Genomic DNA, 12,990 nt, shown 5'->3' with positions numbered 1-12,990 from the left:
TTATAATTCTTTCCAAAATTTTTCTTTATAATCTCCAAAATTCTCTTCTAATCCTTCTTTAAATAAACTATGTCGACCGAGTGTACTGTCATTTCGTTCATAAATGCGATCTAGCAACATTTGTTTCATACAGGGATCATCGAGTAACTGGGGTTCAATTTTTAGATTCTCTATTCTAAAACCAACAGATGAATAATAGAATTTTTGCAATTCTATTTTTAATAAATCAACCAATATATCACCGCTATCAATTTCTTCCAACTTTAAAAATAATTGAGGTAAAAAGCGCAGACATAAATCAGCCGAAAGCATAGCTCCAGGAGTTATTTTTTTATCGAACCCTATCCAGGAATTTTTAAGTTGGTCAATAGTATTCGCTCTACAAAGTAAAAATTGTGTGGTTAGATATACCGTTTTTGCGGCCCATAATGCTGCTTCTTTGTCAAAAGGTGGCACTTGATAGGGATAATCTATTGATTCTCGATGGTATTCATCTTCTAAAAAATCAATCACTTCATCACAATCCTCAGAAGGAATTTTAAAAATTTCTTCGTAAAGAATAAGATGCTCTACTGTTCTAAGGTGATATAGGGTGTTTAAAAAATTATTTTTCATTAGTAACTATCAATAATGCAAATATATTTTATAACTCTAATCATTTATAGAGTTTTTTTTCTAAACAAAGATTCAAAAATAAGTACGTAATTATTTTGCGTAAGTAAAAATCAATACTTTTCATTTAGCATATCCGCATATTCATCATTACAATACAAAAAACCATTTTCTGATTTAAAAACACCAAAATTTTGAATCAAAGCTATCCATTGACTTATAAATCTTTGCAAAATTATTTTATCAGCAATGGTTATATTTTGTCTGTACACAAAAGGAAGCATTTCAGGAAATTTTACTATTAAATCGGCTTTAGTGTATATTTCTTCATCCTCTTTAATTAAAGCGATGTTCTGTCCTACATAAAAAGCAATAATCTTCCAAACATCTGCATCCGAAGTATTTTTTTGATTGAATGTTTCAATATTTTCAAAGTCTATTTTTTTAACACTTCTACTTTTAAATTGAAATCATGGATTCCTTTTAAAATGGGACGAATTTCAGATCTATAGCTAGTACGTGTTAACATAGTTAAAACTGTTCGAACAGCTTTATAAATAGCCAATACTTTATTCCGTTTTATCTTATGATTTATCAGTAAAGGATATACCTGACTATGATGGCAGTATGTTTTTAGTAACGCATTATTAAGTGAATCGATCCAAGATTTTGTATAAATAGTATCAATCATCATTCCATTTTCAATAACTGCCAAGGTCGCATTCCAATTAAACTCGTATATATTTTTCAAATCTAGAACAAAATTTTTACGCTGTTCTTGGGTTGCTGGCATTTCATTTTTAGATATCACTATGACAACATCAGTATCAGTAGAATCGGATGAACCATAAATATAATAAGGATAAGGAAAATCTGTTTTCATTTAATATCTTAATTAAAAAAATTAGAAAAAACAACGTTTAATATTAAGTATGCGATTATTTTACGTAAGTATTTATATACTCATACTCCTCTAAATAGTTCATTTTTGTGGCTCTAATTTCAAGTATTTCTACATACTTAATTAACCAAAATTGCAAATTACTCAAATCAGAATTGATTTCCCTTACGAGGTAACTTCTTAATTCAGGAAAACAGTCGGCAATTTGACTTTTGGTATAGCATTCCTTACCATTATGAAGTGCCATACTTTGCCCTATTTGAAAAGCAATACTTTTGAGAATAGTTATCTCATTTTTTGACTTTCCAAAATTGGCTAAAGTTGCCAAATCAATCTCTTTCAGAACTTGAATTTTGTGATGCAAATTATTTCGCAGTGCGTCTTTTATACTTGTTCTATATTTTGTTTTGCTCAAAAAGAAAGGATTATTCGGCTGCTTCTTAAGAACTTCAAATCAATATCTCTTGGTAAAGATTTTATAATTTGGTTATCAAACTTTTGATTATGTAAACCATAGGTATAGTATAACGCATTATTCAATTCGTCGACCGTGCCTTTATAAACGTGTTTGACTATACCATTTTCTAGAACAGCCAAATTAGGATTAATATTTTTTGTTGGAAATTCGGGTTGTAAAATTGCACTGTATTCTTTTGATAAATTCAATTTTTCCTGAATGGTTTCAGGCATTTTATCGATAAAGAAAACCACATCTACATCTTGTGAATCTTGTGAACCAAAAATTTGATAATTTAAGCTATTCATCAAACTAATTTTTAAACACTTTTTAAGTAATTTATTAAAACAATCAAGGTAAAAAGCAAGAAGAGCTATTGCTCTTAAAAGAGCAGCCGTTCTTATCCGTTGTACGGACAGTGAACCGGTAATTCTACATCTACGAGAGACTTCCATTTTCTTGCGAAAACTTTTACCCTGTTGGTTTTTAACCCAACTTCGCTCATTCGGTCGCCCGAACTACGCAACCTTAGGGCCGTTATAGTACGAAGTAACTCTTCTTTACGACACTTGATTGTTTTTAATTTACAACAACCAATGTTTACTAGGTAATAAGCAAAAAGTCATTTTCTCTTTTTCAAGAGTTTGGACTCGAACCAAAATTAACCAGCGATGTATGACTTTTTTACGACACTAGTTTTCCATTGTGTTTTTCTGTATTTTTTCCAATTGCGTTGGTACTTATTTTCCTTTGAATTAATGGTTTCATACCCGTGTGGAAAACATCTGGAACATCCCATAAAATTTCCATATAAAATTCTTGAAAAACCAGTACCCGACATTTTTTTTGGAATAGCTATAATTCCTAATTCATTTAAACCAAAAGCATCTTTTAGTTTTTTACAATTTTTCATACGTTTTCTATTAAGTTAAACTTAATAGAACGTGTCTTTTAGGGTGTGTTTTATCATATTGTTTTATTTTTAAAATCAAGGTTACAGTCAAAAAGAAACTTATACAGGGTGTTACCATTACACTACTCCTCTCGGAGTCAGGACTCGAACCTGAAATACCGGAACCTAAATCGAAGCAATTCTTTTTACGACACTTGAATATTTATTTTTAAATCAAGGCAAAATGCAAAGAGAGACTATAATAGTATTTTTATTAAACTAATAGATTTCTCAATCTATATAAGGTTTTACTTATATCTCTAGCGGGAAAGGCGAAGTAACTCTCTTTTACGGCACTTGATTGTTTTATTTTTAAAAACCTAAGAGTAAAAAGCAAGAAAAGTCCAGGAGTGCTCTTACCATTGAGCTATCTTGAGTATTATCCCTGATAACTTAAACAAGTGTAGGAATCGAACCTACGGTTCTTACTAATTTTCGAAGTATCTCTTCTTTACGACATCTTTTCTTTTTAAATATTTTTAGCTTTTTCAAGGAACAAATTTATTTTATCACTACGCAATTATTTTTCATTGTTTAAAAAAGAGGCGATTACTATAAAAAGTTGGGCTTTGTTGGAATCGAAGTAACTTTTTACAACGGCACTCTTTGTATATATAAAAGCAATGGACTAAAAGTGTTTTAAATATTTCTATTTCACTATCTTGGAACGATGGAACACTTTTAAAACGGCATTTTATATTTTCTTGACAAATTTATTTTTTTACTACGCAATTATTTTTCGTTGGTATAAAAACAAGGTAAAAATCGATAAATGAAATATATCGTGCTCTACCACTGAGCTACTCTCCCAAATACTTATTCTTTTGCGGAAGAGACGGGATTCGAACCCGCGACCACGTCGTTAACAGCGAAGTAACACTTATCTACGACACTTGTTTTTCTTTAATGCCCTGCCTGCAAAAGACAGGGCTATTATATTTCTAAATTAAAGTGTTATTTCTTTAATTCTTGTTAATGCATTTTCACCATTTTCAATAGCATCAAGAACGTCAAATATTTTATCTGACCAACCCGCTATCAAATGAACATCATTTCGTTTGATATCTAATGGCACTTGACCATAACCTGCCAAGTCGAACAAATACAATTTAGCTTTTGGCGCTATTTGTTTGTAACGATTCCAAGAGTTTTCAAATGTATGCTGTGTTTGGTTACTATTCCACATTTGAACATCCGTAAACAACATTACTTTATCTACAATTTCTTTACGCTGTATCAAATCTTCGATAACTAGATAACCATTAGTAGAATATCCCACCTCACCTTCTCTACGGTAAAATTCTTGAACATTCGCCAATACATTTCGTGGTGACATATTGATAATTTTCCATTTATCACCAAACATACCGCTAACCACATTCTTACATCTCGATTGCATTAGCATACCCAACATCAAACCTATATCATAAAGCAATACTTTACTTTTAGCTGAAATAGGTTGTTGCATTGATCCCGAAACGTCACAAGCAATTACTACGGAAGTAGTACCATCAAAACCTTTGATGTTTTTAGAACTTAGAATTACTGCTTCTTCAAGAGCTTCAAGAATCATAGCCGTAAATTTTGATTTCAGCTCTTTGATTTCACGATATGCCGCTAAAAATCTAAAAGGCAATTGCTTCGAATTGGCAATCGCTTTTTCGTTAGATAAATATTTGCATGCTTTATCTATATACTCAAAAGATACTTCAGCTTGTACTATATTTCTCAAGTTACGCATCGTTGCCATATAACCTAAACGGTTACTATCAATCAATTCTTCCCATTTTTGCTTAACAGCTTCTTTTTTTGCTTGGTCGCTTTCATATTTTTGTTTACCTAATTCTGATAATTCTGTTTCCCAAGTATAAGGTGTTTCAAGAGTATCAGAGGCAATTTTATCAAAGATTGCTTGTTGGCTTTCATCTTTTGCTTTGGGATGTACTAAAAATAATGCATCACGCAATTTTACTTCACCGCTTCGGTTATATTTAGCAAATTGATATTCATCAAAAGTATTGAATGATTCCGCCAAACCTTTTTGAATTTGTTTAGACAAACGATTCAACTTTTTGGTACCCTTACGTTCATTTGCCATTTGGTAATATGCCAATAGTTCTGTGATTTCATCAGCACGTTTTACCACACCTTGCACTGTATTTTTCACAATACTAGTCCCTTGTGACTGCTTTGCTAATTCTACAGTAAGCACCATTGGTATAGAACGCATATACATTTGGTTACGAACATAAATGGCTAATTTTGCTGTAAATTCTGGATTACACTTAGTTATCAATTGTTGAATACGTTGTAAGCGATCATTGCTTTTTTCATAAGTAACATCATTTAATCCTGTAGTTACCACGGCTGTATATAATTCCATTTCAGGATTCATTTTATAGGCTTTTGCTCCTTCATAATTAGAAGTCACTTTTGTCTGTTTGTTAAGAAAATTAAATTTCATGGTTTCTATAATTTTAGATTAACGTGTCACTCATTGACAAGACAAAGATTCAAAACACACTACGTAATTATTTTGCGTAGAAAATAATTCTTTTTATTTTTACGAAAAACTATTCTGATGAATCACCAGAAATTATTTTTAGAAACCCTTTCTACACTTGGCTTTAGCGATATAGAAACCAATATAAAATGGGAATTACTTCATAAAAACTATTCTAAAAAAAATCGCTACTATCATAATTGGTTTCATATTGAAGCAATGATAAAGAGTTGGTCGGACTATAAAAAACAATTAGAAAATCCAGTTGAAGTACTTTTAGCCATTTATTATCACGATGTCATTTATGTAAGCACAAGTAAAAACAATGAATTAAAAAGTGCCGAACTTGCAGTAGCAGCATTACAAAAAGCTACCCAAATTAATACTAAAATCATTTATGATTTGATTTTATGCACTAAAAGTCATGAAGCGAAAACGAATGATGAAAAATGGTTGGTTGATTTTGATTTACAAATCCTAGGCAAGAATTGGGAAATTTATGAAATGTATTATAAACAAATCAGAAAAGAATATCGAATGTATCCCAACTTCATGTATAATCCAGGTAGAAAAAAAGCATTACAGCATTTTTTAGAAAAAGAAGTTATTTACCAAACTTCTATTTTTAGGGATTTGTTTGAAAACCAAGCGAGAGAAAATATTCTAAAAGAAATAGCACTACTTTGATTACGGAACACTAAAAACTGAACACTAAAATAAAATGGCTCAAAATAAAAACGCACTTATCCGCTATAAAACGATTGATAAATGTTTACAAAACAAATACCGTCAATGGACCTTAGACGATTTAATAGAAGCATGCTCAAATGCTTTATACGAATATGAAGGTAAAGAAACCTCTGTAAGTAAACGAACGGTACAGTTAGATATCCAAATGATGCGCAGTGATAAACTAGGCTATAATGCTCCCATTGAGGTTTATGATAAAAAATACTATCATTATACTGAAGAAGACTTTTCTATCACCGATATTCCGTTAACTGAAACCGATATTAATGTATTAACAGAAACGGTTTCGATGTTAAAACAATTTAAAGATTTCTCCCTTTTTAATGATGTTTCGGATATTTTACAACGTTTGGAAGATAAAATCTATGCCGAAAAAACGCATACACAACCCATCATTCATTTAGATAAAAATGAAAATTTAAAAGGGTTGCATTTTTTAGATGAAATTTATCAAGCCATTGTTAAAAAAGTAGTTTTAAAAATCTGTTACAAATCATTTAAATCAAGAAATGAAAATAATTTTTTGTTTCATCCTTTTATACTCAAAGAATATAACAATCGCTGGTTTGTTATTGGAAAAAAGAAAGAAAGCCAACCTATTACCAATTTAGCATTAGATCGAATTATTTCAATTGATTATGATTTTCAAACACCTTATTTAGACGAAGAGTTTAATGCTGATGCTTATTATAAATATACGGTAGGAGTTACAGTAAATAACGGATTACAACCGCAAAAAATAGAATTGAAAGTAAACGCTGAACACGCCCCTTATGTCATGACTAAACCATTGCATCAATCGCAATCTTTGATACAAAGAAATCAAGATGGAAGTGCTATTATACACTTATTTTTAATAGAAAACTTTGAATTTGAACGCATCATTTTAGGTTTTGGAAATGGTATTGAAATTTTAAAACCAGAACATTTACGCAAAAGAATGCAATACCTTTTAGAAAAAGCTTTAAAAAACTATCAAAGCATTTAAAAATGATGATTCATGTATCTTTCCACAACTATTTTCTTAGTTCATTCTACTATTTATATTAGGATTGATATCGCATCATTACAACTCCTAAAGTTTGTAAAGATCTTGATTAGAATAATTAAGCAGTGGTCTATATCAGATTTATCATAGATAAAATGACTTTAAATCTAAAAGAGTACTCTATTTTTTGTTCTAGATATAGGAAAAAACTTCTGTACATTTTTATCTTTTTGCTCTTTCTTCTTTATGGCAAAATATAGAGGCTGTCCTAAAAGTAAAAAATCAACACACAGTTTGTCACTCCTACGTAAGGAGGAATCTCATAATCAGTGCTATGCAATTTGCTTTGCCTGTTCAAGCAGAGCTCTCAGGTCTCCCTTTGGTCGACTAGAGCAAAGCGACTGGACGAAGTCAAATGACAAGATTGCGGACTTTTTGGACAGCCTCGTTTATAGAATTTTAGTAAGTTTTTTTAAACTAAAGCTTCTTTAATACGTTTCATTGCTTCTCTTAATAGTTCTTCGCTGGTTGCATAAGATAATCGAATACAATTTGGGTTACCAAAAGCGTCACCTGTAACTGTTGCCACATTTGCTTCGGCTAAAAGATACATGGCAAAATCATTAGCGTCTTTAATTTCTTTTCCTCTTAAAGTTTTTCCAAAATAAGCAGAAACATCTGGAAAGAAATAAAAAGCTCCTTCTGGCATGGTTAATTTAAAACCTGGAATTTCAGATAATAATTGATATACAATACCTCTGCGGTTCTTAAATGAATCTACCATATATTTAATAGCTGATGGATTAGCTTCTACAGCTGCTTTAGTAGCGCGTTGTGCAATAGTATTAGCCCCACTGGTTACCTGACCTTGCATTTTTGTACATGCTTTTGCAATAAATTCTGGTGCTCCTATATAACCTATTCGCCATCCTGTCATAGCAAATGCTTTTGCCACACCATTTACCGTAATTACATTATTTTCCATACCTGCAATTGAACCGATGCTACAATAGTCGCCAGTATAATTAATATGCTCATAGATTTCGTCTGAAACCACATAAATATTTGGGTGTTTTTTTAACACTTCTGCTAGAGCGACTAATTCTTCTTGACTATAAACAGAGCCCGAAGGATTACAAGGAGAACTAAACCACATCATTTTAGTCTTAGGTGTAATAGCAGCTTCTAATTGATCTGGAGTAATTTTAAAATTAGACTCTACAGATGTAGGCACTTCTACTGGTACTCCTCCAGATAGTTTTATGATTTCAAAATAAGAAACCCAGTAAGGTGCTGGCAAAATTACCTCATCACCATCATTTAACATGACTTGTGCAATATTATATAAGGATTGTTTAGCTCCTGTAGAAACTACAATTTGAGCTGGAGTATAATTTAAATTATTATCTCTTTTAAACTTAGCGCAGATTGCTTCTTTTAAATCTAAATATCCTTCTACTGGCGGATAAGCTGAATAATTATCATCAATAGCTTGTTTAGCGGCTTCTTTTATAAAGTCAGGCGTATTAAAATCAGGCTCTCCTAAACTTAAACTGATGATGTCTTTCCCTTGTGCTTTTAATTCTCTTGCTAAAGCTGCCATAGCCAACGTTTGTGAAACGGCTAGGCTATTAATTCTATCTGATAAGATATGGTTCATGGTAACTATATATGTGTTGTTTTATGCTAATTGTGGTTTTTGTCCTAACTCTCTTAAATGTCTAAAATGAGAAACTATAGCTGCTCTAGTAGTTTTATATTCATGATAAGGCAGGTTGCATTCTTTAGCTGTTTGTTTTACGATTTCAGCTATTTTACCGTAATGAATATGACTAATATTAGGAAAAATATGATGTTCTATTTGATGATTTAATCCTCCAGTATACCAATTGATTAACCAATTTTTAGGAGCAAAATTTACGGTAGTAAACAACTGATGAATAGCCCAAGTATTTTCCATTTCTCCTTCTACATTAGGCACAGGGGTTTCAGTATCTTCTATCACGTGTGCTAATTGAAAAATTACACTTAAGATTAATCCTGCTGTATAGTGCATTACAACAAAACCTAAAACGACTTTCCACCAAGTAATTCCTAAAACGATTGGAACCACTAACCAAATAGAAAAATAAATAATTTTTGTTATGATTAAGGTAGTCCAACGAATAGCAGGATTAATAAATTCTCCATACGATAATTTACGTTTTAAATAACGTTTCATTTGAAGAAAATCAGTTGTAATAGCCCAGTTAAAGGTTAATAAACCGTATAAAAAAATAGAATAATAATGTTGAAATTTATGAAAACGATGCCATTTTGCTTGTTTACTAAAACGCAAAATACGTCCTGCTTCTAAATCTTCATCATGCCCTGGGATATTAGTATAAGTATGATGTAATACATTGTGTTGTACTTGCCAATTGTATACGTTTCCAGCTAGTATATAAATACTTCCTCCCATAATTTTATTTAACCACTGTTTTGAAGAATATGATCCATGGTTACCATCGTGCATTACATTCATCCCTACACCAGCCATTCCTATTCCAATAACAACGTTTAACAATAGGTATGCCCAAAACGGCATTTCCATACCGATTAGGAAGAAGTAAGGTGTAAGGAAAATAGAAAACATTACAATCGTTTTTAGATATAGTTTCCAGTTTCCCGTTTTTTGTATATTATTTTCCTTAAAATAGTTATTCACTCTTGTGTTTAAGGTTCTAAAGAACTTCATCGAATCCGTTCTAGAGAAAATTGGCTCTTTTGTTTGCATAATTATTAATAAATGTGCTCAAATTTAATTATTAATAAATTGAATTGGTAACGAAAAGGGATAATTTTTAAAGATTAAATTGTTTAATTTTGTCAAAAAAAAATAAAGATGGAGCAAATCCTTAGGTATTTCCCTAACTTATCTGAGTTACAAATCAAACAATTCAAGGAATTAGAAGCATTATACAAGGACTGGAATGCTAAAATTAATGTTATATCAAGGAAAGATATTGATGAACTGTATGAAAAACATATTTTGCATTCTATGGCTATAGCTAAAATACAGGAATTCAAACCAGGAAGTACGGTAATGGATGTTGGAACAGGAGGTGGTTTTCCTGGAATCCCTTTAGCCATTTTATTTCCTGAAACACAATTTTATCTAATAGATGTTATTGCTAAAAAAATAAAAGTAGTAAATGCTGTAGCAGAAGGAATAGGTCTTACGAATTTAAAAGCCGAACAAAAACGTGCACATACTGTAAATGAAAAATTTGATTTCATCGTAAGTCGTGCGGTAACTAACATGCCTGATTTTGTAGAATGGGTAAAAGGGAAAACAATGAAAAGTCATAAACATCCTGAAAGAAATAATGGCATTCTTTATTTAAAAGGAGGTGATTTAAGCGAAGAATTAAAAGATTACCCTGAAGCCATTCTATACAATATAGCGGATTTTTTTACCGAAGATTTTTTTGAAACAAAAAAAGTAGTGTACTTACCTTTATAAAGGAGAGACTGTCCTAAAAGTCAGTATGTTTATCATTTTTTAACTGAGGCAACAACCGCATAATACGGATTATGAGACTCCTCTTTACGTTAGAGAGAGAAACGATACGTTACTTTTTACTTTTAGGACACCCTCTTTTTATTGTATTACCCTAAGAAAGGATATCTATAATCTACTGGAGTTACAAACGTTTCTTTAATCGTTCTTGGTGAAACCCAACGTAATAAGTTTTGTGCAGAACCTGCTTTATCGTTAGTTCCTGAAGCTCTAGCTCCACCAAATGGTTGCATCCCTACCACTGCACCTGTAGGCTTATCGTTAATATAGAAGTTCCCTGCACAATTTTGTAAAGCAACTGTTGCCTCTTCTATTGCATAACGGCATCCACTAAATACGGCTCCTGTTAAAGCATATTCTGAAGTAGCATCTACTAACTTTAATGTAGTTGCCCAATCTTTATCTTCATATACATAAACCGTTAATACAGGACCGAATAATTCTGTTTCCATTGTAGCATACTTAGGGTTCGTTGTCAAGATAACCGTTGGTTCTACAAAGTAACCTTTTGACTTGTCATAACCACCACCAAAAATAATTTCTGCGTCAGTATCTGCTTTAGCTTGATCAATATACCTAGCTAGTTTATCAAAAGAACCTTCGTGAATTACTGCTGTCACAAAGTTTGAGAAGTCTTCTGGAGAACCTTGTTTAAAAGTAGCTAATTCTTTAGCCATTTCCTCTTTTATAGCAGGCCATAAAGAAGCTGGAAAATAAGCTCTTGAAGCCGCTGAACATTTTTGTCCTTGGAACTCAAAGGCACCACGTAATGTGTTAGCAACTACTTGTTTTACATTAGCCGTTGGGTGTACTAAAACGAAATCTTTCCCCCTGTTTCTCCTACAATTCTTGGATATGTTTTGTATGTATGGATATTTTCACCTATTTTTTTCCACAACTCTTTAAAAATAAAAGTAGAACCTGTGTAATGAATACCTGCAAAATCAGGTGAAGCTAACACGGTATCCGTTACCATTACAGGATCACCAAAGACCACATTAATTACTCCATCAGGAACGCCTGCTTCTTTGAAAACATCAATAATTACTTTAGCTGAAAAAACCTGACTATCAGATGGTTTCCAAACCACCACATTCCCCATTAAAGCAGCACTTGCAGGTAAGTTAGCAGCAATAGCTGTAAAGTTAAATGGTGTAATGGCATATACAAAACCTTCTAGCGGACGGTACTCTACTCTATTCCATACAGAAGAATCAGATGCCGGTTGATCTTGATAAATTTGCGTCATAAACTCTACGTTATAACGTAGGAAATCTATTAATTCACATGCCGCGTCAATTTCAGCTTGATGAATTGTTTTAGATTGTGCAATCATAGTAGCAGCATTAATTTTAGCACGGTAAGGACCTGCAATTAATTCTGCTGCTTTTAAAAAGATAGCGGCTCTTTGTTCCCATGCCATGTTAGCCCATTTTGTGCGGCTTTCTAAAGCATTTGCAATAGCTTGTTCTACATGCACCTTTTCAGCTAAATGGTAGGTTCCTACCACATGTTGATGATCGTGTGGCGCAGACATAGTACGTGTGTTACCTGTACGAATTTCTTCGCTACCGATATATAGAGGAACATCTACTTTTGAATTCCACATTTCTTGATAAGCAGCTAACACAGCTGCTCTTTCTGGAGAATTTGGAGCGTACGATTTTACTGGTTCATTAACCGCTTTTGGTACGTTAAAAAATCCTTTAAGCATTGTATTGTTATATTTAAATTATACGTTCATTTTATTTAACTCTAACAAAAGTACAAAATGCCTTTCTAAAAAAGGGATTGTCTAAGAAAGTTTTTGATTTTCATAAAATAAATAGCAAATACCTAACTAAGTGCAAAAGGGGCATTTAAATAGAAAATAGGTATTGCAACATCAAATTTTTTAGTAGTAGCAAAATTAATCATTGTAAAATATCCTGTCATACTACCATGAGGAGAAGAAAGTAAACACCCTGAACTATAGGTATATACCTCCCCTGATTTTAAAATGGGCTTTTCTCCAACAACTCCCTCTCCCTCAACTGTTTCTTGATAATTGAGCGCATCATATATATCCCAATGACGCGATAAAAGCTGCACCTGATCTTTACTATGATTTTCAATGGTAATATGATATGAAAATGCAAAATGCACAGACTGATTTTTAAAGTAAGTTCCTTCAAAAATTGTCTGCACTGAAATTTTGATTCCTTTTGTAACTTGAGTAACCATTTTACCTTCTGTTGTAAGTACAAATTTAACAAAAAATAAAAA

13 protein-coding genes and 1 pseudogene are annotated in these 12,990 nt (G+C 32.0%); 3 read left to right on the top strand and 11 right to left on the bottom strand.

What is annotated here, in order from left to right:
- The 7 genes from JJC03_RS07275 to JJC03_RS07245 form a co-directional block, all read right to left on the bottom strand.
- Nucleotides 1-615, bottom strand: a complete 615-nt coding sequence (locus tag JJC03_RS07275) for a conflict system bpX4 domain-containing protein (RefSeq protein ID WP_165624339.1) — start codon at nucleotides 613-615, stop codon at nucleotides 1-3.
- 110 nt (nucleotides 616-725) lie between these two features.
- Complete coding sequence (locus JJC03_RS07270) at nucleotides 726-896, bottom strand: hypothetical protein (RefSeq protein WP_235874242.1); 171 nt, start codon at nucleotides 894-896, stop codon at nucleotides 726-728.
- A gap of 152 nt (nucleotides 897-1,048) precedes the next feature.
- On the bottom strand, nucleotides 1,049-1,495 hold the full coding sequence (locus JJC03_RS07265; RefSeq protein ID WP_235874241.1) for a hypothetical protein: 447 nt from the start codon (nucleotides 1,493-1,495) through the stop codon (nucleotides 1,049-1,051).
- Nucleotides 1,496-1,550: 55 nt separating this feature from the next.
- On the bottom strand, nucleotides 1,551-1,928 hold the full coding sequence (locus JJC03_RS07260; RefSeq protein WP_235874240.1) for a hypothetical protein: 378 nt from the start codon (nucleotides 1,926-1,928) through the stop codon (nucleotides 1,551-1,553).
- Nucleotides 1,925-2,278 carry a hypothetical protein gene (locus tag JJC03_RS07255; RefSeq protein WP_235874239.1) on the bottom strand — a complete coding sequence of 118 codons (354 nt, stop codon included), beginning with the start codon at nucleotides 2,276-2,278 and terminating at the stop codon, nucleotides 1,925-1,927. Before JJC03_RS07255 ends, JJC03_RS07260 begins: the two co-directional genes overlap by 4 nt.
- 353 nt (nucleotides 2,279-2,631) lie before the next feature.
- A complete protein-coding gene (locus JJC03_RS07250; protein WP_088444756.1) occupies nucleotides 2,632-2,883 on the bottom strand; it encodes a phosphate ABC transporter substrate-binding protein in 252 nt (83 codons plus the stop codon).
- 985 nt (nucleotides 2,884-3,868) lie between these two features.
- The gene (locus JJC03_RS07245) at nucleotides 3,869-5,386 is read right to left on the bottom strand and encodes a TROVE domain-containing protein (protein WP_235874238.1); all 1,518 of its coding nucleotides are present in this window, start codon (nucleotides 5,384-5,386) and stop codon (nucleotides 3,869-3,871) included.
- A 117-nt stretch (nucleotides 5,387-5,503) separates the two neighbouring features.
- On the opposite strand from JJC03_RS07245, the gene JJC03_RS07240 reads away from it, so the two are divergent.
- Complete coding sequence (locus JJC03_RS07240; RefSeq protein ID WP_235874237.1) at nucleotides 5,504-6,112, top strand: HD domain-containing protein; 609 nt, start codon at nucleotides 5,504-5,506, stop codon at nucleotides 6,110-6,112.
- Nucleotides 6,113-6,146: 34 nt separating this feature from the next.
- Nucleotides 6,147-7,163, top strand: coding sequence for a helix-turn-helix transcriptional regulator (locus JJC03_RS07235; RefSeq protein ID WP_088399866.1), 1,017 nt, complete (start codon nucleotides 6,147-6,149; stop codon nucleotides 7,161-7,163).
- Between the two features lie 472 nt (nucleotides 7,164-7,635).
- On the opposite strand, the gene JJC03_RS07230 is transcribed toward JJC03_RS07235, so the two are convergent.
- Together JJC03_RS07230 and JJC03_RS07225 are read right to left on the bottom strand one after the other, a co-directional pair.
- A complete protein-coding gene (locus tag JJC03_RS07230; RefSeq protein ID WP_088399864.1) occupies nucleotides 7,636-8,823 on the bottom strand; it encodes a pyridoxal phosphate-dependent aminotransferase in 1,188 nt (395 codons plus the stop codon).
- Between the two features lie 21 nt (nucleotides 8,824-8,844).
- Complete coding sequence (locus JJC03_RS07225) at nucleotides 8,845-9,939, bottom strand: fatty acid desaturase family protein (RefSeq protein ID WP_088399862.1); 1,095 nt, start codon at nucleotides 9,937-9,939, stop codon at nucleotides 8,845-8,847.
- Nucleotides 9,940-10,047: 108 nt separating this feature from the next.
- Between JJC03_RS07225 and rsmG the strand changes: the two genes are divergently transcribed.
- The gene (gene rsmG, locus JJC03_RS07220; protein WP_088399860.1) at nucleotides 10,048-10,668 is read left to right on the top strand and encodes a 16S rRNA (guanine(527)-N(7))-methyltransferase RsmG; all 621 of its coding nucleotides are present in this window, start codon (nucleotides 10,048-10,050) and stop codon (nucleotides 10,666-10,668) included.
- A 146-nt stretch (nucleotides 10,669-10,814) separates the two neighbouring features.
- On the opposite strand, the pseudogene pruA reads toward rsmG, so the two are convergent.
- Both pruA and apaG read right to left on the bottom strand, forming a co-directional pair.
- A pseudogene (gene pruA, locus JJC03_RS07215) lies at nucleotides 10,815-12,439 on the bottom strand (L-glutamate gamma-semialdehyde dehydrogenase).
- A gap of 122 nt (nucleotides 12,440-12,561) precedes the next feature.
- The gene (gene apaG, locus JJC03_RS07210; RefSeq protein ID WP_088399856.1) at nucleotides 12,562-12,948 is read right to left on the bottom strand and encodes a Co2+/Mg2+ efflux facilitator ApaG/CorD; all 387 of its coding nucleotides are present in this window, start codon (nucleotides 12,946-12,948) and stop codon (nucleotides 12,562-12,564) included.
- Nucleotides 12,949-12,990 lie beyond the last annotated feature (42 nt).

The organism is Flavobacterium oreochromis, assembly GCF_019565455.1.
In the GTDB taxonomy this organism is placed as follows: Bacteria; Bacteroidota; Bacteroidia; order Flavobacteriales; family Flavobacteriaceae; genus Flavobacterium; species Flavobacterium oreochromis.
The sequence above is the reverse complement of the archived record's forward strand: the minus strand, read 5'-3'. Positions and strand labels throughout refer to the sequence as shown.

Bases quoted from the DNA above. Each gene is read 5' to 3' on its own strand.
- JJC03_RS07275 (WP_165624339.1), bottom strand. From the start codon at position 615: ATGAAAAATAATTTTTTAAACACCCTATATCACCTTAGAACAGTAGAG.
- JJC03_RS07270 (WP_235874242.1), bottom strand. From the start codon at position 896: ATGCTTCCTTTTGTGTACAGACAAAATATAACCATTGCTGATAAAATA.
- JJC03_RS07265 (WP_235874241.1), bottom strand. From the start codon at position 1,495: ATGAAAACAGATTTTCCTTATCCTTATTATATTTATGGTTCATCCGAT.
- JJC03_RS07255 (WP_235874239.1), bottom strand. From the start codon at position 2,278: ATGAATAGCTTAAATTATCAAATTTTTGGTTCACAAGATTCACAAGAT.
- JJC03_RS07250 (WP_088444756.1), bottom strand. From the start codon at position 2,883: ATGAAAAATTGTAAAAAACTAAAAGATGCTTTTGGTTTAAATGAATTA.
- JJC03_RS07245 (WP_235874238.1), bottom strand. From the start codon at position 5,386: ATGAAATTTAATTTTCTTAACAAACAGACAAAAGTGACTTCTAATTAT.
- JJC03_RS07240 (WP_235874237.1), top strand. From the start codon at position 5,504: ATGAATCACCAGAAATTATTTTTAGAAACCCTTTCTACACTTGGCTTT.
- JJC03_RS07235 (WP_088399866.1), top strand. From the start codon at position 6,147: ATGGCTCAAAATAAAAACGCACTTATCCGCTATAAAACGATTGATAAA.
- JJC03_RS07230 (WP_088399864.1), bottom strand. From the start codon at position 8,823: ATGAACCATATCTTATCAGATAGAATTAATAGCCTAGCCGTTTCACAA.
- JJC03_RS07225 (WP_088399862.1), bottom strand. From the start codon at position 9,939: ATGCAAACAAAAGAGCCAATTTTCTCTAGAACGGATTCGATGAAGTTC.
- rsmG (WP_088399860.1), top strand. From the start codon at position 10,048: ATGGAGCAAATCCTTAGGTATTTCCCTAACTTATCTGAGTTACAAATC.
- apaG (WP_088399856.1), bottom strand. From the start codon at position 12,948: ATGGTTACTCAAGTTACAAAAGGAATCAAAATTTCAGTGCAGACAATT.